The following is a 19,995-nucleotide window of genomic DNA, read 5'->3' as shown; positions in this document are numbered from 1 at the left end:
CGACCCACACCTGCGCATGCGCGGTGGGACATACCCACGATGCGACGATGGGCGTGGCGGGACCAAACCCGCGATAATGGCCGGATGACTTCCCTCCGCTTCGACCTCCATGCCACCGACGGCGCCGCCCGCCGCGGCCGCCTCACGTTTGTCCGCGGCACGGTGGAGACGCCGGCGTTCATGCCGGTGGGCACCTACGGCTCGGTGAAGGCGATGACCCCGCGCGACGTCACCGACATCGGCGCCGAGATCATCCTGGGCAACACCTTTCACCTGTTCCTGCGGCCGGGGCTGGAGGTCATCGAGCCGTTCGGCGGCCTGCATCGCTTCATCGGCTGGGACAAGCCCATCCTCACCGACTCGGGTGGTTTTCAGGTGTTTTCGCTGGCGCACAAGCGCCGGATCACCGAGGAAGGCGTGACCTTCGCTTCGCCGGTGGATGGCTCGAAGGTGTTCCTGTCGCCGGAAGTGTCGATGCAGATCCAGAAGACGCTGGATTCGGACATCGCGATGATCTTCGACGAGTGCACGCCGTACCCGGCGACGGAGAAGGTGGCGGCCGATTCGATGGAGCTCAGCTTGCGCTGGGCCGAGCGCTCGCGCCGCGCGTTCGACGATTTGAAGAATCCGAATTCGCTGTTCGGCATCGTGCAGGGCAGCGTCTATGAAACCCTGCGCCGACGCTCCGCGGAAGGGCTGGTGAAGCTCGGTTTCGACGGCTACGCGGTGGGTGGCCTGGCGGTGGGCGAGCCGGAGGCCGAGCGCAATCACTCGCTGGATTTCACCGTGCCGCTGCTGCCGGCCGACAAGCCGCGCTACCTGATGGGCGTGGGGCGGCCGGAAGACATCGTGGAGGCAGTGCGCCGCGGCATCGACATGTTCGACTGCGTGATGCCGACGCGCAACGCGCGCAACGGTTTCCTGTTCACCACCGAGGGCACGCTGCGCATCCGCAACGCGAAGTACGCCACCGACACCGGCGTGATCGAGGAGGGCTGCGACTGCTACAGTTGCAGCCACGGCTTCAGCCGCGCCTATCTGCGCCACCTCGACCGCTGCAACGAGATCCTCGGCAGCCAGCTCGCCACCATGCACAACCTGCGCTACTACCAGCGACTGATGGCCGGTCTGCGTGCGGCGATCGCCGGCCGCACGCTGGAATCGTTCGTGGCGGAGTTCTACGCCCGCCGCCAGGGCGCCGCGGTTTCGTAGGAGGGCTGCTCCAGGGGCGCCAGCTGGCGGTTTCCGGCGGGGTCGTGGCCGGCGGCAGCGCTGCCGTGCACGCGTGGGGGGTGCATGGCATAATCGGGAATCTTTTATCAGGCGTTCTGTCGAAAACCTCGATGGCGCCATAACTTGCGAGACCAATCCATGAGTTTTCCGATCTCCCCGGTGATCGCCCAAGCCGCGGCGCCGCAGCCGCAGGGTGGCGGCATGTCCTTGATCATCATGATGGTGGTGCTGTTCGGTCTGATGTATTTCATGATGATCCGCCCGCAGATGAAGCGGCAGAAGGAGCATCGCGCGCTGATCGCCGGGCTGGCCAAGGGCGACGAGGTGGTTACCAATGGTGGCATCGCCGGGCGCGTGGACGAGGTGGGCGAGACCTTCATCACGGTCGAGATCGCGGCCAACGTGAAGGTCAAGGTGCAGAAGGGCGCGGTCCAGCAGGTGCTGCCCAAGGGCTCGCTGAAGTCCGTCTGAAACCCGGGATGTCCAGGGGCGACGCTTTTTCGAATAGTGCGGCCATGGATGGCCGCTTCCTGACGTTCGCGATCACGGACGCTCGCAAAGGACCAGATCATGAGTGATTTTCCCCGCTGGAAATACGCGCTGGTTGCGCTGGTGATGCTGTTCGGCATCATCTACGCGTTGCCGAATGCATTCCCTCCAGTGCCGGCCGTGCAGGTCACGGCCAACCGCGACGCGCCGCCGATCAACCAGGCGGTGCAGCAGAAGGTGCAGGCGGCGCTGGCGGCGAAAAAGATCGCGGTCACCGAGGTGTTCGTGGAAGGCGACCACCTGCTGGCCACCTTCGCCAACTCCGACGTGCAGAAGAGCGGCCTGGACGAAATCAAGGCGGCGCTGGGCGACGGATACACCGTGGCATTCAAGCTGCAATCCAACGTGCCGGGCTGGCTGGGCGCGATCGGCGCCCGCGCGATGCCGCTGGGCCTGGACCTGCAGGGCGGCGTGCACTTCCTGATGCAGGTCGACCAGAAGGATGCGATCGAGAAGCAGGAAAACAGCTATGCGGACGACATCCGCAGCCTGTTGCGGCAGAAGAACATCCGCTACGAGTCGGTCACCCGCAACGCGGCTGGCGGCCAGGGCATCGCGGTGATCCTGCGTTCGGCCGACGATCGCAAGACCGCGTCCGACGCGATCGCCAACGAATACACCGACCTCAACGTGGTCGATGGCGCCAGCACCGGCGACCGCTTCGTGCTGAACGTGGTGATCAAGTCGGAGAAACTGCGCGAGCTGTCGCGCGGCGCGATCACCCAGAACCTGGGCACGCTGCGCAACCGCATCAATGCGCTGGGTGTGTCCGAGCCGTTGATCCAGCAGCAGGGCGACAGCCGCATCGTGGTCGAGCTGGCCGGCGTGCAGGACCCGGCCGAGGCGAAGAAGCTGATCGGCGCGGTCGCCACGCTGCAGTACCGCCCCGGCATCGGCCAGCCCGGCGACGCGCGCGCGGTGGAAGCGGCGCGCACCGGCAACATCCCGCCGGACGCCAACCTGTACTACATGCGCGGCGACAACCGGCCGGTACTGGTGAGCAAGCAGATCATCGTGACCGGCAATCAGCTGGTGGATGCCTCGTCGGGCATCGACCAGCAGAGCGGCACACCGAAGGTCGACGTGACCCTGAACGCGGCGGGCGCCAAGAAGATGGGCGACTTCACCAACGCCAACGTCGGCAAGCCGATGGCGGTGCTGTACGTCGAGCAGGTCTACGAGACCAAGGTGGTCGACGGCAAGGAAGTGCGCGTGCCCAAGGTCACCGAGACGGTGATCAACGACGCCACCATCCAGAGCCCCTTCAGCAAGCAGTTCCAGACCACCGGCCTGAGCAGTGCGAAGGAAGCCTCCGAACTGGCCCTGCTGCTCAAGGGCGGTGCGCTGGCCGCGCCGATGGACATCGTCGAGGAAAGTGTGATCGGCGCCAGCCTGGGCCAGGACAACATCGACAAGGGCTTCAAGGCGGTGATGCTGGGCCTGGCGCTGGTGCTGCTGGCGGCAGCGATCTACTACAAGCTATTCGGCCTGGTCGCGGACATCGCGCTGTTCTTCAACCTGGTGATCCTGGTGGCGGTGATGTCACTGATCGGCGTCACCCTGACCATGCCGGGCGTGGCCGGTATCGTGTTGACCCTGGGCATGGCGATCGACGCGAACGTGCTGATCTGCGAACGCATACGCGAGGAACTGCGCAACGGCTCCAGCCCGCATGCCGCGATCCGCGCCGGTTACGAGAAGGCGTGGTCAACCATTCTGGACGCCAACGTCACCCATCTGATCGCCGCGCTGGCGCTGACCACGATGGGTACCGGCGCGATCAAGGGCTTCGGCGTGACGCTGATGATCGGCATCCTGACCTCGCTGTTCACCTCGGTCACGCTGACCCACGCGTTTACCGCGGCGATCCACGGCCACCGCAAGCTCAAGACGCTTTCGGTGTAAGGGCGGAAAAATCATGGAAATTTTCAATCACGACAGCAACATCAACTTCCTTGGCATGCGCAAGTACAGCATTGCCATCGCCATCTTCCTGATGGTTGCCTCGATCGGGCTGCTCACGTTCAAGGGCCTCAACTACGGCCTGGACTTCACCGGCGGCGTCTCGATGATCGTCGACTACGGCCAGTCGGTGGAGATTTCCGAGGTGCGCAGTGCGCTGGAGAAGGGCGGCATCGACAACGCGATGGTGCAGAGCATGGGCGGCACCCGTGAGGTGTCGATCCGGCTGCAGCCGAAGGACGACCCCGGCGCCGTCGACGCCAGCGGCAAGTTCAACCTCGACCGCATCGCCGCCGACGTAATCAAGGTGCTGCAGGTGGCCCGCCCGGACGCGAAGCTGAAGAGCCGCGACTTCGTCAGCGCCCAGGTGGGCCAGGAATTGCGCAGCGACGGCACGGTGGCTGCGGTGTTCGTGATCCTCGGCATCATGTTCTACCTGTGGATCCGCTTCGAGCGCCGCTTCGCGATTGCCGCAGTGATCACCGAGGTGCACGACACGCTGGTGACGCTGGGTATCCTGGCGCTGGTGCAGCGCGAGTTCGACATGACCGTGCTGGCCTCGGTGCTGGCGGTGATCGGCTACTCGATCAACGACAAGGTGGTGGTGTTCGACCGCATCCGCGAGCTGTTCCGGCTGGCGCGCAAGGCCGAGCCGGAGGAAATCCTCAACCGCTCGATCAACAACACGCTGTCGCGCACCATCATCACCTCGCTGTTCACCGGCATCACCATGGGCGCGCTGTACTTCTACGGCGGCACCGCGGTGCACGGCTTCGCCGTCACCATGCTGATCGGCATCGTGGTCGGCACGCTGTCCTCGATCTTCGTGGCCAGCCCGATCCTGCTGTGGCTGGGCGTGTCGAAGAAGGACCTGATGCCGGTCACCAAGGAAAACCCGGAACTGGCGCGGCGCCCCTGAGCAACCATCGTCCGCCAGGCGGGCGATTCCAATATTTTCTCCCCTGCTTGCAGGGGAGATGCCCGAAGAACGTGCCCCGGACTTGATCCGGGGGCAGAGGGGTAGCCCCGCGAAACGAAACGGCCCGGTTTGTACCGGGCCGTTTTCTTTTTGCACGCGCAAGATGCCATGCCGCACCGGTAGGAGCCCGCTGGCGGGCGATGCTTTTTCGGTAATTTCACGATACTCGAAAGGCCGAAAACATCGTCCGCCAGCGGGCCCCTACGGGGGCCGTGAGGATGACAGCCAGGTTTCCAGTTCGGCAAGACGCTGAGGGGTTCCCACGTCGGTCCACGCGCCATGGTGATGCGAACCGTCCATCTTTCCATGCGCCATCGCCGCCTCCAGCAGCGGCCGCAGCTTGAAGCGCGGCGGCTCCGCGTCGATGCCCGGCGCAGTGCCGACGGCTTCGCGCCAGCTGTCCAGCAGCTCGTGGCGAAACACGCCGATGCCGCTGTAGGTAAGTCGGGGTTCGCCGTCGTCGTGCAATTGGCTTGCGGCGTCCAGCCGGAAATCGCCGTGAGGGTGATGCGCGGGATTGTCGGTCATCAGCAGATGCACGAGGCCCCGCGGCTCGGCGGGCAGGGCGGCGAAATCCGCGTCGCACCACACGTCGCCGCTGACCACCAGGAACGGCTCCGGCCCCAGCAGCGGCAGTGCATTGAGCATGCCGCCGCCGGTTTCCAGCGGCGTGGGGCCTTCGTAGGCGTAGCGGATGCGCAGGCCCCAGCGCGAGCCGTCGCCCAGCGTGGCAGGGAACTGTTCGGCCAGATGCGAGGTGTTGATCACCACGTAATACACGCCGGCCGCGGCGAGTTTTTCCAGGTGCCATGCGATCAGCGGCTTGCCGCCCACGCGAAGCAGCGGCTTGGGCGTGTGCTCGGTCAACGGGCGCATGCGCTCGCCGAGGCCAGCGGCGAAGATCAGCGCATGCCTCATGCGGCCACCTGCGTGAGGTCGCGGCCGGCCGCATGCCGCTCCAGCAACGCGGCGAACTCGGCCAGCTCGGGGTAACGGCCCGCCACCTCGATCACGTAGCGGTACACCTGCGGCACATCCTTGAGATAGCCTGGCTTGCCGTCGCGGTACCACAGCCGGTAAAACTGGCCCAGCACGCGCACATGGCGGTGCAGGCCGGTGAGGTCGAACCAGCGCAGGAAGCGCGCGGCATCCACGCTGGCGTCGATCACGCCGGCACCCAGCAGGCGCCGCCGGTAGGATTCCACCCAGCCATCGACGCGCGCGCGCGGCCACGCGATGTAGGCGTCGCGCAGCAGCGAGGCGAGGTCGTAGGTGATCGGGCCGTGCAGCGCACCCTGGAAGTCGATGATCCCCGGGTTGTTCTCGTCGACCACCAGCAGGTTGCGGCTGTGGAAATCGCGGTGCACGAAGCGGCGCGGCTGCGCCAGCGCGTTGCGCACGATCACGCCGAAAGCGGCTTCCAGCACGTCCCATTCCCCGCAGTCAGGCGCGTGGCCGAGGTGGCGCTGCAGAAACCATTCGGGCATCACTTCTAGCCCGCTCACCAGCACGGCGTGGTCGAACGGCGGCAGGTCGTCGCTGGCCACGCGGGTCTGCATCGTCAGCAGCGCGTCCATCGCGTCACCGTAGAGCTGGTCCGCGCTGGTGTCGTTCAGCTCGTCCAGGTACAGCCGCGAGCCGAGATCCTCGATCAGCAGGAAGCCCCACTGCAGGTCCTGTGCCCGCACCGCCGGCACGTGCAGCCCGGCGGCGGCCAGCCGCGCGCCGATCGCCAGCCATGGCCGTGGGTCTTCGTGCTCCGGCGGCGAATCCATCACGATCCAGCTTTGCCCGCCGTGCGTGGTGCGCCAGTAGCTGCGGAAGCTGGCGTCGGCGGAAGCGAGTTCCAGTGCCAGTGTGGCGTCGTCCAGCACGTGGCGGGTCCAGTCGAGGCGGGCGGCGGCGCGGTCTTGGGCAGCGGGCGACATAGTGTGGTGAGGGCTAGGAATGCCCTGCAGCTTAACGGCGTGATGGTAGCTATGCGAGCCACCAGTCGCATGGCGTGAACGAGGCCTGCTACCGCGAGCCGGAACGCTTGTGTGCGGAGGTTGCCAGCAGCGCAATCAACTCGCGGACCACTTTGCGCTGCATGTCGGAGAGTGTCAGGAACGCCTCGAAGGCGAGGCGATCGTGGCCACGGACGTGGTCCGGCCATGCAGAGTTCGCCTCACGTACGCCCTTGTGGGTGGATGTGCCGAACTGCAATTCGTATGGCGGGATACCCGCGATACGGGCCAGTGCCTGCAGGTTGGCCTGCTTCGGAATGTGTTTGCCATTGAGCCAGCCCGAAACCGCCTGGGAGGTTACGGCTTCTCCGCCATGTTGCGGCACCAGCTTTTCTAGCACGGTCGAGCTTGCCTCGATGCCGGCCGCTTCGAGGGCGGCAACCAGACGCTTGGCGAAGGCGGACTGTTCGGTCTTCATGGGCCACGACCATAGGCCGGGGCCGTACGAGCGAATGAAATTAATGCTTTCAAATATATGAAAGAATCACTTACATTTGGCGATTGGATTCCAGACGATCACCGCCATGTCCAAGTCCTTGCTCGAACAGTTGCCTGAGATAGCCGCCTACGGGCGCCAGCAGACGGAGGGGATCTTGGGGAGCAGGGAGGGGCGATATCGCATGGCACGAAAGAACCATGCGGGCATGGACGATGTCGGGAATGCAGCTGCGAGGCAGGAGGCTCCGCGAAACTTGGCCGGCTGCACTTCCGGTGTTTCAGGGAAGGAGAGGACTGGGGAGAGTGGGGAGAGTGGGGCGGTTCAGATGTCCTCCGCGGTGAGGATGGATGGCCGCGGCTATCCGATGGCCTGCTTCCAGACCAGGCTGCAGCACAGGGTCAAAGTGTGGCGACGCGCGTACAAAACCAAAGCCCCCTGCGTTGCTGAACCACTCTGGTGCGGGGTGGTTGCGCGATGAGCAAGAGCATCCTGGGCGAGGGCCGCCGCCTGTCCTCCGAGACACCGAATGGACACACGGAACTGCTGAAGCAATTGCGGGAGCTCCTGCCCGCAGCTTTCCTCGATGGCGAACTTGACCGCACAGCCTTGCTCGACGCACTTGGTCCGGGCGAGGAAAGGGAGCCGGCTTTTGCTTTTTCCTGGCCGGGCATGGAGCAGGCGAGGCGGGACGCTCGCGCACCGACCACAGCCACGCTGGTTCCGGATGTACGGGCGTCAGTGCATTGGGAAGATGCCCGGGACGTTTTGATCGAGGGCGACAACCTGCAAGTGCTCAAACTGCTGAAAAACGGCTACGCCGGCGCCTTCAAGTTGATCTACATCGACCCGCCGTACAACACCGGCGACACCTTCACCTACAACGACGACTTCTCGGTTCCCGAGGCCGAGTACCTGCGCGCCACTGGCCAGGTGGACGATCAGGGCGCGACCACCAGCCGGAAGGAAACCAAGGGCAGGAAACACGCGCCGTGGCTGACCATGATGTTCCCCCGCCTGACGGTGGCACGCCACCTGCTGCGCAAAGATGGCGTGTTCCTGGCCAGCATCGACAACAACGAAGTCCACCACCTGCGGCTGCTGCTGGATGCAGTATTCGGAGCGGAGAACTTCGTGGACATGATGACGTGGCGTGGCGCACGCAAGGGAGATGCGAAACTTATGGGAGGCGGGCAGGACTACATCCTCGTCTATGCTCGCAACAAGTCGTATCTCGCGGAAAATGACATTCGCTGGCGTGAAAAAAAGGATGGCCTCGGGCCAATTTACGTCAAGGTGGATGAGCTTTTTGAAAAGTACGGAGAGGATTACAGCGCCGCGACTGAAGAGCTCAAGAGCTGGTACAAGTCATTGCCGGATGAGGATCCGTCAAAGTCGCACGCTCATTATTGCGTAATGGACAAGCGGGGAGCCTTCTTTCCAGGGGATATTTCCAGTCCGAACCCGCGTCCGAATCTCGTCTTTGATTGGAAGGGCTATTCGGTACCGAAGAATGGCTGGCGTTACGAACTTGCCAAGATGAAGGAACTCGACAAGGACGGCAGGCTTCTCTACCCCGACTCCAAGGACAAACGCATCCAAGTTAAGCGCTATTTGAGGGAACACGAAGAATGGGCTCCCGCATCCGTTTTCTACCGTGATCGACGCGCAGCCTCAGGTGCGTTGAAAAAACTCATGGGTGCCAAGGTCTTCGACGACCCCAAGGGCGCGGACGTGTTGGCGCGCCTGTTCCACGCCATCACCGACGATGATGATCTGATACTGGATTTCTTCGCAGGCTCCGGATCCACGGGGCAGGCTGTTTGGGAACAAAATCCGCGCGACGGCAAAACCCGGCACTGGGTATTGGTACAGCGTCCGGAAAAGCCGGACGAAACCACCGAAACCGGCAGGAACGCCGTGGCCGAGGGCTACGACACCATCTTCGAGATCACCGCCGAGCGGCTGCGACGGGCGGCGGAGGCGATCGGCGGCGGACTGGGTTTTCGCGTGTTCCGTGCCCGGGAAACCGGACTGGCGGTGGAGGCGCCGGTCGTGGCCCGGGCCGGGCAGGGCGAAAGTGCCCAGTACACCCTGATGTTGACCCAGGCCGGGCAGCCTCCGGTGAAGGACGGTGCGAGTCCTGACGCACTGGCGTGGGAAGTGGCCCTCAAGGCCAGCTCCACCCGACTGGACGAAACGCTGACCCGTACCGAGGCCGACGGGGCGACGGTGTACACCTTCCGGAACTCCGCTGGCGAACGCCTGCTGGTCTGTCTGGATCGCTTCACCTCGGTAACTGCTGCGGCGGTGGAGCTGCGCGAGACCGGCGACGACACCCTGGTCTTGCGCGGAGACCGGGTCGATGACGCTCTGACCTTGACGCTGGCCCCGCGCCTGCGCTCGAAGCTCATCATGCTGGAACGGATGACACATGAAGTTTCGATTTGACGATCAGCCGCATCAGGCCCAGGCGATCGAATCCGTCGTGGATCTGTTCGAGGGCGGTGCCTTGGTGCCTTCTCAGGGAGTGGTCGGCCAGGCCCCCGGCGCAGCCGGCCATGCCGGGTTCCAGCTTGATCGCGGGGTGCTGGCCCGGAATCTGCTGGCCGTGACTACCCGGCAAGCCGTCGAGGCGCAGGACACCCTGATCCTGATGGAAGAAACCGATCTGCTGGAACAGCCCCGGGACTTCCCCAACTTCTCGGTGGAGATGGAAACGGGTACCGGCAAGACCTACGCCTACATCGCCACCGCGTTGCGCCTGGCCGAGGCCTATGGCTTGCGGAAGTTCGTGATCCTGGTTCACACCGTGGCTATCCGGGCCGGTGTGGTGAAGACCTTCGAACAGACCCGTGAGCACTTCCGGGCCAAATACCCCCATCTGGATTACCAGTGGCACGTACTGGGCGACAGCCAGGCAGTGCCGGATTTCGCCGACCCGTCATCCAGCGTGCAGTTCCTGGTGGCCGGCATCAGCTCGCTGGACAAGCCGGCGACGAATACCCTGTACGCCTCGCCGGAACAGGCCAACCTCTGGAACGGAGGCGCCACCGGGATCGCCCAACTGGCCCAGCTGCGACCGGTGCTGCTGATCGACGAGCCGCAGAACATGGCCACGCCCAAGCGCCGGAAGACCATCGCCACCCTCAATCCGCTGGTGGCCCTGCGCTACAGCGCCACGCACCGTGATCTGTACAACCTCGTTCATCGCCTGTCCGCCAAGCGCGCTGCAGAACTGGGACTGGTGAAGCGCGTGAGCGTGAAGGGCGTGGTGGCGGGTGCCAGTGGCCAGCCATACCTCCACCTCAAGAGAATCCAGCCTAGGACCCAGCGTGGTACAACGCGCTGGCTGGCCGAGCTGGTTGTTGACGTGGCCGGCGGCGATCGCCAGATGTTGGTGTTGGTGCCAGGGGCCGACTTGCAGGACGAAAGCGGTGGGCTGGCCCAATACCAGGGCTACGTCATCGAAAGCATGACTCGGTCGGAATTGAGGTTCGAGAACGGCGTGACACTTGCCATCGGCCAGACCATGGGCGTGGACAGCCTCTCGGTCTGGCGCGATCAGGTACGCCACACCATCCGTGCACACCTGCAAAAGCAGGCGGACGTGGAACGGCGTGATCTGGACCTGAAAGTGCTGTCGCTGTTTTTCGTGGAGCGTGTCGCCGACTACATCAGCGACACGGCGACCTTGCCGGTGATGTTCGATGCGCTGTTTCGCGAGGAGTGGGTGCGGTCTGGCCGGCTGGCCGAAGACATGCCCGATCCGGCGACATTGCGTGTCCACTACTTCCCGTCAACAAAGATAGGGGTTTGCAAGGACACCAGCGGCAAGGCCAATGAGGAAGCGTTCGAGGTGCGGGCCTACGACGAGATCATCGCCAACAAGGAAAAGCTGCTGGATCTCGCCAACCCGCGCGCCTTCATCTTCTCGCACTCGGCGCTGCGGGAAGGCTGGGACAACCCGAACGTATTCCAGATCGGGTTCCTGCGGCACACCCGGTCCGACACCGAGCGACGGCAGCAAATCGGGCGCGGCTTGCGTCTGCCGGTGAACCAGGACGGCAACCGCGTGCAGGACGAAGCGATCAATCGCCTGACCCTGGTGGTGGACGAGAGCTTCAGCGAGTTCCGCGACGGCCTCAACGCCGAATACGGCGGTGCGGGTGAGCGGCCGGACGTGGAAAACGAAGACCACAGCGTCACCATCCGCCTGCGGCCGGAAAAGTTCCAGAGCCCCGAGTTCGAAGCGTTGTGGCGGCGTATCCGTTACCGTGCGGTATATCGCATCGAGCGCGTGGACGAAGCCGCGTTGGCTGCTGCCGTGGCCGGACATGAGCATCTGGATGGTTTGCGAAACATCCAGCGCCGAGCCAACGTGGTCCAGAGCGCCGACCTGGTGTACGACGACCGCGGCAGGGTTGTCACCACCGACGAAACCATTGCCGAAACTTCCGGTGAGCGCGTGGTTCTGGTCGGACAGCAGCTGCCGAACGTGGTTCAGCTGGTCGAAGACCAGCTCCTGCACGGCAAGTTTCCCCTGCAGCTGACCCGGCCGACCGTGGTGGCGATCTTGTCGGCCATTCCGGCGCGTTACTGGGCCGGCGCTATCCACGATTCGGGGTATTGGGCACGCATCGTCGCCCACGTGATCCGCACCGCAGTCATCGAACAGATGGTTGAAAACATCGAGTATGTCCCCGTGGACGAAGCCCGCTGGTGGGATGCCAACGTGGTGTTCCTGGACAGCGAGACCAAAAACAAACCGCTGGCCGTGCCGGGACGACCAGCACCTGCGTCAGGTGTGGCGGAGGCGCCGATCGACGGCGTCAACCTGTACGACTACGTGGACTACGACAGCCTGGTGGAAAAATCCTTTGCCGAGCTGCTGGAAAACGATCGAGGCATGGTCAAGCTTTTCACCAAGCTACCGCGCCGCTTCCGCGTGAAAACGCCAGTGGGCGAGTATTCGCCGGACTGGGCCATCGTGTACGAGTGCGACGGTGTGGAACGCCTTTACCTGGTGCGCGAAACCAAGGACACGCTCAACCTTGACGACCTGGAGTGGGACGAGGCCATGCGCATCCGGTTTGCGACCCGACACTTTGCGGTAGCACCGTGCGGGGTGGTGGACTTTACCCACACCATGACCAATGCCGGGATCCGCGTAACAAACGGATAGCTGGACCGGCGACGGCGGGTGCATTGACCGCGCGGCGTCGAATCAGTACCATTTTAGTCCCGATTCAACCCTGCCAGCCCGAGCGCCCCGCATGCTCCGCGTCAGCCGACTCACCGATTACGCCACCGTGGTGATGACCTGCATCGCCGCGCACCCGGCCGAGGTGCTCAGCGCGGTGCAGATCGCCGACGAGACGCGGCTGGAACTGCCCACCGTGAGCAAGCTGCTGAAGGCGCTCGGCCATGCCGCGCTGGTCGAGTCGTTCCGCGGCGTCAACGGCGGCTACCGGCTGGCCCGGCCGGCCAGCGGGATTTCGCTGGCCGAGATCGTCGAGGCGATCGAAGGGCCGATCGGCATGACCGAATGCAGCGTGGCCGAAGGCCAGTGCGAACGCGAGTCACAATGCGGCGTGCGCGGCAGCTGGCAGCTGGTCAACAACGTGCTGGACAACGCGCTGCGTGCGGTCAGCCTGGCCGACATGCTCAAGCCGCAGCCGCCACGGCCGCCGCGCCGGATCGCCGCCGTGCCGCTTGGCGAGATCGCCATGCCGACGAAAGCCCGCCGGGTCACCACCGAATGAACGAAATCATGAACAATCAGAGCAGCACTGCCGCTGTATTGCGTGACAACGCACAGGTAGCCGAGGTGCTTGGCCGCAGCTACAGCGCCGGCTTCGTCACCCAGATCGAGATGACCGGCCTGCCGCCGGGCCTGGACGAAGGCACCATCCGCGCGCTGTCCGCGGTCAAGCGCGAACCGGAGTGGATGACCGAGTGGCGGCTCGAAGCCTACCGGCATTGGCTGACCATGCCCAAGCCGGACTGGGCCAAACTCAACATCGACCCGATCGACTACCAGGCGATCAGCTATTACGCCGCGCCCAAGAAGCAGCCCAAGTCGCTGGACGAGGTCGACCCGGCGCTGCTGGAAACCTACGAGAAGCTCGGTGTGCCGCTGCACGAGCGCGCCGCGCTGGCCGGCGTGGCGGTGGATGCGGTGTTCGACTCGGTCTCGGTCGGCACCACCTTCCGCAAGCAATTGGCTGACGCCGGCGTGCTGTTCTGCTCGATGAGCGAGGCGATCCGCGAGTACCCGGAAATCGTGCAGAAGTACCTGGGCAGCGTGGTGCCGACCGGCGACAACTTCTTCGCCGCGCTGAACTCGGCGGTGTTCTCCGACGGCAGTTTCGTATTCATCCCCAGGGGCGTGCGCTGCCCGATGGAGCTTTCCACCTACTTCCGCATCAACGCGCAGAACACCGGCCAGTTCGAGCGCACCCTGATCGTGGCCGAGGAAGGCGCCCATGTCTCCTACCTCGAAGGCTGCACCGCGCCCAAGCGCGACGAGAACCAGCTGCATGCGGCGGTGGTCGAGCTGGTGGCGCTGGAAGGCGCGCAGATCAAGTACTCCACTGTGCAGAACTGGTACCCCGGCGACGAGAACGGCGTGGGCGGCATCTACAACTTCGTGACCAAGCGCGGCGACTGCCGCGGCGACGACTCGAAGATCTGCTGGACCCAGGTGGAAACCGGCTCGGCGATCACCTGGAAATACCCTTCCGTGGTGCTGCGCGGCGACCGCTCGGTGGGCGAGTTCTACTCGGTGGCGCTGACCCACCATTTCCAGCAGGCCGACACCGGCACCAAGATGATCCACCTCGGCAAGGACACCAAGTCGAAGATCGTCTCCAAGGGCATCAGCGCCGGCAAGAGTTCCAACAGCTACCGCGGCCTGGTGAAGATGGAGAAGGGCGCCGAGCGCGCGCGCAACTACACCCAGTGCGACAGCCTGCTGATCGGCAAGCAGTGCGGCGCGCACACCTTCCCGTACATGGAAGTGAAGAACCCCACCGCGATCGTCGAGCACGAGGCGACCACCTCGAAGATCTCCGACGAGCAGATGTTCTACTGCCGCAGTCGTGGCATCGGCGAGGAAGACGCCGTGTCGATGATCGTCGACGGCTTCTGCAAGCAGGTCTTCCGCGAACTGCCGATGGAGTTCGCAGTGGAGGCGAAGAAGCTGCTTGAGGTGTCGCTGGAAGGCGCGGTGGGATAAGGCAGGGAGTAGGGAATCGGGAATAGTAAAAGCCCCGTTCCCGCTCCATTCCAGACCGCCGCGACACCCGCATTTTCCTATTCCCTATTCCCCATTCTCTATTCCCGGCTCAAAACCATGCTCAAAATCGAAAACCTGCATGCCCGCGTCGAGGGCAAGGAAATCCTCAAGGGACTCAGCCTCAGCGTGAACGCGGGCGAGGTGCACGCGATCATGGGGCCGAACGGCGCCGGCAAGTCGACGCTGGGCAATGTGCTGTCCGGCCGCGAGGGTTACGAGGTGACCGCCGGCACGGTGACCTACAACGGCATCGACCTGCTGCAGCTTTCGCCGGAAGCGCGTGCGGCGGCCGGCGTGTTCCTGGCGTTGCAGTATCCGGTGGAGATTCCGGGCGTCAACAACACCTACTTCCTGCGCGCGGCGCTGAATGCACAGCGCAAGACGCGTGGCGAGAAGGAACTCGATTCCATGCAGTTCCTCAAGCTGGTGCGCGAGAAGCTGAAGGTGATGCAGATCTCTGACGAGCTGCTGCACCGCGCGGTCAACGAGGGCTTCTCCGGCGGCGAGAAAAAGCGCAACGAGATCTTCCAGATGGCGGTGCTGGAACCGCAGCTGGCGATCCTCGACGAGACCGATTCGGGCCTGGACATCGATGCGCTGAAGCAGGTGGCGCAGGGCGTCAACGCGCTGCGCTCGCCCGATCGCGCGTTCCTGATGATCACCCACTACCAGCGCCTGCTCGACTACGTGGTGCCGGATTTCGTGCACGTGCTGGCGAACGGCCGCATCGTCGAAAGCGGCGACAAGTCGCTGGCGCTGAAGCTGGAGGAACACGGCTACGCCGGGCTCGGCACGGGGGCGGCAGCATGAACCCGTCGGCCTCCACGCCGCTGGTCGCTTCGCTGCTGGACGCGCCGCCACCGGCCAGCGGCATCGCCTGGCTGGATGAGGCGCGCCGCGAGAACCGCGCCGCGTTCGCCGCTGGCGGCCTGCCCGGTGCGCGGGTCGAGGCATGGAAGTACACCGCGCTACGCGGGCTTGCCCAGCGCCGCTTTGCCGCTGGCGACGCGGCGGCGGCCACGCGCGACGTCGATGCGGCCGCGTTCGCCCTGCCGGGCGTGGATGGGCCGCGGCTGGTGTTCGTCAACGGTGTGTTCCGGGCGGATCTGTCGACCGCCGCGGCACTGCCCGACGGGCTTTCGCTGCAGCCGCTGTCACAGGCCCTGCGCGACGACGCGGAGCCGCTGCGGTTCGCCTTGTCGCGGGCGGCCCTGGTCGGGCATGTCCGCGAGGGCGGCGATGCGTTCGTGCAGGTCAACGCCGCCAGCGCCACCGACGGCGTGGTGCTGAGGGTTGCCGCGCACGCCAGGATTGCCGCGCCGGTGCAACTGGTCTTCGTCGGCGCCGCTGCGGACGCCGAGCTGGCCTGGCATGCGCGCAACCTGGTCGAGCTGGGTGAAGGCGCCTCGCTGGAGCTGGTCGAACATCATGTGGGCAGCGGCGAGCAGGCCCAGCTGGTCACCCTGGTCGGCGATTTCGTGCTGCACGAAGGCGCGCAACTGCACCACGTCGTGCTGCAGAACGCCGCGACCACCACCAACCTGATCCGCCGCAGCGGCCTGCGCCTGCATGCGCGTGCGCAGATGCAGCTGCATGTGCTGGAGCTGGGTGGCGCGCTGGTGCGGCACGACCTGCAGGCCGAGCTGGTCGGCGACGGGGCGCAGCTGCATACCCGCGGCGCGTTCATGCCGCACGGCCGCCAGCACGTCGATACCCAGCTGGCGATTCGTCACCAGGCGCTGGACACCACCTCCACCTCCACCTGGCGCGGTGTCGCCAGCGACCGCGCGCGCGGCGTGTTCCGCGGCGCGATCGTGGTGGCGCCCGGTGCCGACGGCAGCGATGCCAACCTCAACAACAAGAACCTGCTGCTGTCGCCGGGCGCCGAGATCGACACCAAGCCGGAGCTGGAGATCTACGCCGACGAGGTGCAGGCCGCGCATGGCGCCACCGTGGGCCAGCTCGATGAGCGCTCGCTGTTCTACCTGCGCTCGCGTGGCATCCCGCTGGCCGAGGCGCGCGCGCTGCTGACTGCCGCGTTCTGCCGCGCGGTGCTGGACGACCTGCCGAGCGGGGCACTGCGCGAGCACCTGTCGGCGTTGCTGATCGCGCAATTGCCCGCCTGATGCCTTATCTCCTCCCCCTGCTGCGCAGGGGGACGCTGGGAGGGGGTAAGGCTTTTGACTTGAAGATCAAGAGCGGACCCCACCCCAACCCTCCCCTGCCAGCAGGGGAGGGCCACCCTTGGAAATGTCGAAGATGACTTCATCACAAGCCAGCACGCCCACCGTCTTCGACGTCCAGCGCATCCGCGCGGATTTCCCGCTGCTGGCGCGACGCGTGCACGACAAGCCGCTGGTGTATTTCGACAACGCCAACACCAGCCAGAAGCCGCTGTCGGTGATCGAGGCAGTGGACAACCATTACCGCGAGCACAACGCGAACGTGGCGCGGGCGGTGCACCAGCTGGGCGAGGAGGCCACGGCTGCCTACGAAAGCGCGCGCGACCGGCTGGCGCGCTTCCTCAATGCGCCGTCGCGCAACGAGGTGATCCTCACCACCGGTACCACCCAGTCGATCAACCTGGTGGCCTACAGTTACGCACTGCCGCAGCTGAAGCCCGGCGACAGCATCCTCACTACGGTGATGGAGCACCACGCCAACATCGTGCCGTGGCAGCTGGTGGCGGCGCGTAGCGGCGCCACGGTGAAGGCGGCGCCGATCGACCAGCGCGGCGAGCTGATCGTGGAAAAGTACGTCGAGCTGCTGACGCCGGAAGTGAAGCTGGCCTGCGTCACCCACGTCTCCAACGTGCTGGGCACGGTGAACCCGGTGCGCGAGATCGCGCGCGAATGCAGGAAGCGCGGCATCCCGCTGCTGGTCGATGGCTCGCAGGCGGCACCGCACCGGCCGGTCGACGTGCAGGCGCTGGGCTGCGATTTCTACGCGGTCACCGGGCACAAGATGCTCGGCCCCACCGGCACCGGCGCGTTGTGGGCGAAACGCGAACACCTGGAGGCGATGCCGCCGTTCTTCGGCGGCGGCGAGATGATCCGCGAGGTGCGCTTCAGCGGCACCACCTTCGCGGCGCCACCGCACAAGTTCGAGGCCGGCACGCCGAACATCGCCGGCTTCGTCGGGCTGTCGGCGGCGATCGACTATTACGCCTCCGTGGGCTTCGAGGCCATCCATGCCTGGGAGCAGCAGTTGTTGCACTACGCCACCGAGCGCCTGCGCGAGGTTCCGGGCCTGCGCATCATCGGCGAGGCGGCTGAGAAGGAACCCGTGATCTCGTTCCTGCTGGAAGGCGCGCAGGCCACCGATCTGGCCACCCTGCTCGACCTGCAGGGTGTGGCCGTGCGCTCCGGCCACCACTGTGCGCATCCGCTGATGCAGTTTTACGGCGTGCCGGCCACGCTGCGCGTCTCGCTGGCGTTCTACAACACGCGCGAGGAGATCGACGCGTTCGTCGTGGCCCTGCTCAAGGTGCGCAAGCTGCTGCTGTGAAATGGCGCAGCACTGCATGGTCTTGCTGTGGCGGTGGGCATTATGCTTCCCTTCCATCCGCCACGACCGACCCCATGCTCGCCAAGCTTCCCGGCCCGATCCGCATCCCGCTGGCCATGCTGCTGCTGGCCATCAACATCCTGCTGCATGTGCTGCCGCTGTTCGCGCTGACCCTGGCCAAGCTGGTGGTGCCGGCGCGCGTCGTGCGGCAAGCCTGCTCGCGCGCTCTGGTGGCGATTGCGGAGAGCTGGATCGGGGTCAACAACTTCCTGTTCGGCTTGTTCACCCGCATCCGCTGGCAGGTCGAGGGCCTGGCCGGCCTGCGTCGCGACGGCAACTACCTGGTGCTGTGCAACCACCAGAGCTGGGTCGACATCCCGGTGCTGCAGAAGGTGTTCAACCGGCGCGTTCCGTTCCTGCGTTTCTTCCTCAAGCAGGAGCTGATCTGGGTGCCGCTGCTGGGTCCGGCCTGGTGGGCGCTTGATTTCCCGTTCATGAAGCGCTATTCGCGGGAAACCCTGCTGAAGCATCCGGAACTGCAGGGCAGGGACCGCGAAGCCACCCGCCGCGCGTGCGCGAAGTTTCGCCACATGCCGGTGTCGGTGATGAATTTCGTCGAGGGCACCCGCTTCACGCCGGCCAAGCACGATGCGCAGTCCTCGCCGTACCGGCACCTGTTGCGGCCCAGGGCCGGCGGTCTGGCGTTCGTGCTCGATGCGATGGGCGACGCGCTGCATGCGGTCCTCGACGTCACCATCGTCTATCCGGAAGGTCGCCGCACGATGATGGATCTGATCGCCGGCCGCGTGCACGACATCCGCGTGCACGTGCGCGAGCTGCCGATCGACTCCGGCCTGGTGGGCAGCTACGACGACGACGCCGCGTTTCGCGGCCGCGTCAAGCAGTGGGTGAATGGACTGTGGCGCGAGAAGGATGAGCGGATCGCGCGCATGCTGATGGCGGCGGACGCCGCACCGACGGGAGAGTGAGATGCGTATTCTGATCGTGGGCGCCGGTGCCACCGGCGGCTACTTCGGCGGCCGCCTGCTGGAGCACGGCCGCGACGTGACGTTCCTGGTGCGCGAAAAGCGCGCGGCGCAGCTGGCGCGGCATGGTCTGTCGATCAGGAGCGCCACCGGCGACGCGGCGCTGCCGTCGCCGCCGACCGTGCTGGCCAGCGGCCTGCGCGAGCCCTACGAGCTGATCCTGCTGAGCTGCAAGGCGTACGGCCTGGAGCAGGCGATGGCCGACATCGCGCCGGCGGTGGGGCCGGACACCACGATCCTGCCGCTGCTCAACGGCATGCGCCAGCTGGATCTGCTGGACGCGCGCTTCGGCGCCCGGCACGTGCTGGGCGGGCAGTGCGTGATCGCCGCCACGCTCGATGAGGATGGCAGCGTGCGCCACCTCAATACTTCGCACAGCCTCACCTTCGGCGAACGCGACGGCAGCGCCTCCGCGCGCATGCAGCGGATCACGCAGGCCCTATCCGACGCGGGCTTCGACGCGCGCCCGAGCAGCACGGTGCTGCAGGACATGTGGGACAAGTGGATTTTCCTGGCCACGCTGGCCGGCATCACCTGCCTGATGCGCGGCTCGGTGGGCGAGATCGTGGCGGCGCCGGGTGGCACCGCCGCGGCGCTGGATCTGCTGGAGGATTGCTGCGCGGTGGCCGGGCGCGCCGGCCATGCGCCCAGCGAGCAGACCCTGCAGCGCGCCCGCCACGTGCTGACCGAGGCCGGCTCCACGCTGACCGCCTCGATGCTGCGCGACCTGCAGCACGGTCACCCGATCGAAGCCGACCACATCGTCGGCGACCTGCTGGCCCGCGCCGACCGCTCTCGCGACGAACGCTCGCTGCTGACGACTGTCTATGCCCATCTGAAAGTCTACGAAGCGGGCAGGGCCTGATAGCCACCCGGTAGGAGCCCGCTGGCGGGCGATGCTTTTGGAGTTCCGTAGGGCGGGCATTGCCCGCCGCTCTCGGTCATCGTATTAAAGGCCGGCGGGCAGTGCCCGCCCT

16 protein-coding genes are annotated in these 19,995 nt (G+C 65.5%); 13 read left to right on the top strand and 3 right to left on the bottom strand.

Going from position 1 to position 19,995, the window contains the following annotated elements:
* Positions 1 to 84: 84 nt before the first annotated feature.
* The 4 genes from tgt to secF all read left to right on the top strand — a co-directional run bounded on the left by tgt (position 85) and on the right by secF (position 4,663).
* On the top strand, positions 85 to 1,212 hold the full coding sequence (tgt, locus tag UUA_RS13465) for a tRNA guanosine(34) transglycosylase Tgt (RefSeq protein WP_008437788.1): 1,128 nt from the start codon (positions 85 to 87) through the stop codon (positions 1,210 to 1,212).
* Positions 1,213 to 1,371: 159 nt separating this feature from the next.
* The gene (gene yajC / locus UUA_RS13460) at positions 1,372 to 1,704 is read left to right on the top strand and encodes a preprotein translocase subunit YajC (RefSeq protein WP_008437787.1); all 333 of its coding nucleotides are present in this window, start codon (positions 1,372 to 1,374) and stop codon (positions 1,702 to 1,704) included.
* Positions 1,705 to 1,803: 99 nt separating this feature from the next.
* Complete coding sequence (secD, locus tag UUA_RS13455; protein WP_008437786.1) at positions 1,804 to 3,687, top strand: protein translocase subunit SecD; 1,884 nt, start codon at positions 1,804 to 1,806, stop codon at positions 3,685 to 3,687.
* Positions 3,688 to 3,700: 13 nt separating this feature from the next.
* A complete protein-coding gene (gene secF, locus UUA_RS13450) occupies positions 3,701 to 4,663 on the top strand; it encodes a protein translocase subunit SecF (protein WP_008437785.1) in 963 nt (320 codons plus the stop codon).
* A 261-nt stretch (positions 4,664 to 4,924) separates the two neighbouring features.
* Here the strand turns inward: secF and murU are convergent, their stop codons facing one another.
* The 3 genes from murU to UUA_RS13435 all read right to left on the bottom strand — a co-directional run bounded on the left by murU (position 4,925) and on the right by UUA_RS13435 (position 7,147).
* The gene (gene murU / locus UUA_RS13445; RefSeq protein WP_008437784.1) at positions 4,925 to 5,641 is read right to left on the bottom strand and encodes an N-acetylmuramate alpha-1-phosphate uridylyltransferase MurU; all 717 of its coding nucleotides are present in this window, start codon (positions 5,639 to 5,641) and stop codon (positions 4,925 to 4,927) included.
* On the bottom strand, positions 5,638 to 6,651 hold the full coding sequence (locus UUA_RS13440) for an aminoglycoside phosphotransferase family protein (RefSeq protein ID WP_008437783.1): 1,014 nt from the start codon (positions 6,649 to 6,651) through the stop codon (positions 5,638 to 5,640). The genes murU and UUA_RS13440 overlap by 4 nt, the downstream gene beginning before the upstream one ends.
* Before the next feature lie 88 nt (positions 6,652 to 6,739).
* Positions 6,740 to 7,147, bottom strand: a complete 408-nt coding sequence (locus UUA_RS13435) for a transcriptional regulator (protein WP_008437782.1) — start codon at positions 7,145 to 7,147, stop codon at positions 6,740 to 6,742.
* A gap of 495 nt (positions 7,148 to 7,642) precedes the next feature.
* Between UUA_RS13435 and UUA_RS13425 the strand changes: the two genes are divergently transcribed.
* The 9 genes from UUA_RS13425 (at position 7,643) to panE (ending at position 19,883) form a co-directional block, all read left to right on the top strand.
* Positions 7,643 to 9,616 (top strand): site-specific DNA-methyltransferase, encoded by a 1,974-nt coding sequence (locus tag UUA_RS13425; RefSeq protein ID WP_081491575.1) that lies wholly within the window; start codon positions 7,643 to 7,645, stop codon positions 9,614 to 9,616.
* Entirely contained in the window at positions 9,600 to 12,350 is a 2,751-nt protein-coding gene (locus UUA_RS13420; protein ID WP_008437779.1) for a restriction endonuclease, read from the top strand. The genes UUA_RS13425 and UUA_RS13420 overlap by 17 nt, the downstream gene beginning before the upstream one ends.
* Before the next feature lie 91 nt (positions 12,351 to 12,441).
* Positions 12,442 to 12,930 carry an SUF system Fe-S cluster assembly regulator gene (locus tag UUA_RS13415; RefSeq protein ID WP_008437774.1) on the top strand — a complete coding sequence of 163 codons (489 nt, stop codon included), beginning with the start codon at positions 12,442 to 12,444 and terminating at the stop codon, positions 12,928 to 12,930.
* An 8-nt stretch (positions 12,931 to 12,938) separates the two neighbouring features.
* A complete protein-coding gene (sufB, locus tag UUA_RS13410) occupies positions 12,939 to 14,405 on the top strand; it encodes a Fe-S cluster assembly protein SufB (protein ID WP_193385136.1) in 1,467 nt (488 codons plus the stop codon).
* A 117-nt stretch (positions 14,406 to 14,522) separates the two neighbouring features.
* Positions 14,523 to 15,275 (top strand): Fe-S cluster assembly ATPase SufC, encoded by a 753-nt coding sequence (gene sufC / locus UUA_RS13405; RefSeq protein WP_008437771.1) that lies wholly within the window; start codon positions 14,523 to 14,525, stop codon positions 15,273 to 15,275.
* A complete protein-coding gene (sufD, locus tag UUA_RS13400; protein ID WP_008437769.1) occupies positions 15,272 to 16,591 on the top strand; it encodes a Fe-S cluster assembly protein SufD in 1,320 nt (439 codons plus the stop codon). Before sufC ends, sufD begins: the two co-directional genes overlap by 4 nt.
* A gap of 124 nt (positions 16,592 to 16,715) precedes the next feature.
* Positions 16,716 to 17,972 (top strand): cysteine desulfurase, encoded by a 1,257-nt coding sequence (locus tag UUA_RS13395; protein ID WP_008437767.1) that lies wholly within the window; start codon positions 16,716 to 16,718, stop codon positions 17,970 to 17,972.
* Between the two features lie 74 nt (positions 17,973 to 18,046).
* Positions 18,047 to 18,961 (top strand): acyltransferase, encoded by a 915-nt coding sequence (locus UUA_RS13390; protein WP_008437766.1) that lies wholly within the window; start codon positions 18,047 to 18,049, stop codon positions 18,959 to 18,961.
* 1 nt (position 18,962) lies between these two features.
* Positions 18,963 to 19,883: a 2-dehydropantoate 2-reductase gene (panE, locus tag UUA_RS13385; RefSeq protein WP_008437764.1), complete on the top strand. Its 921-nt coding sequence runs from the start codon at positions 18,963 to 18,965 to the stop codon at positions 19,881 to 19,883.
* Positions 19,884 to 19,995 lie beyond the last annotated feature (112 nt).

This window comes from Rhodanobacter thiooxydans LCS2 (assembly GCF_000264375.1).
Classification (GTDB): Bacteria; Pseudomonadota; Gammaproteobacteria; order Xanthomonadales; family Rhodanobacteraceae; genus Rhodanobacter; species Rhodanobacter thiooxydans.
The sequence above is the reverse complement of the archived record's forward strand: the minus strand, read 5'-3'. Positions and strand labels throughout refer to the sequence as shown.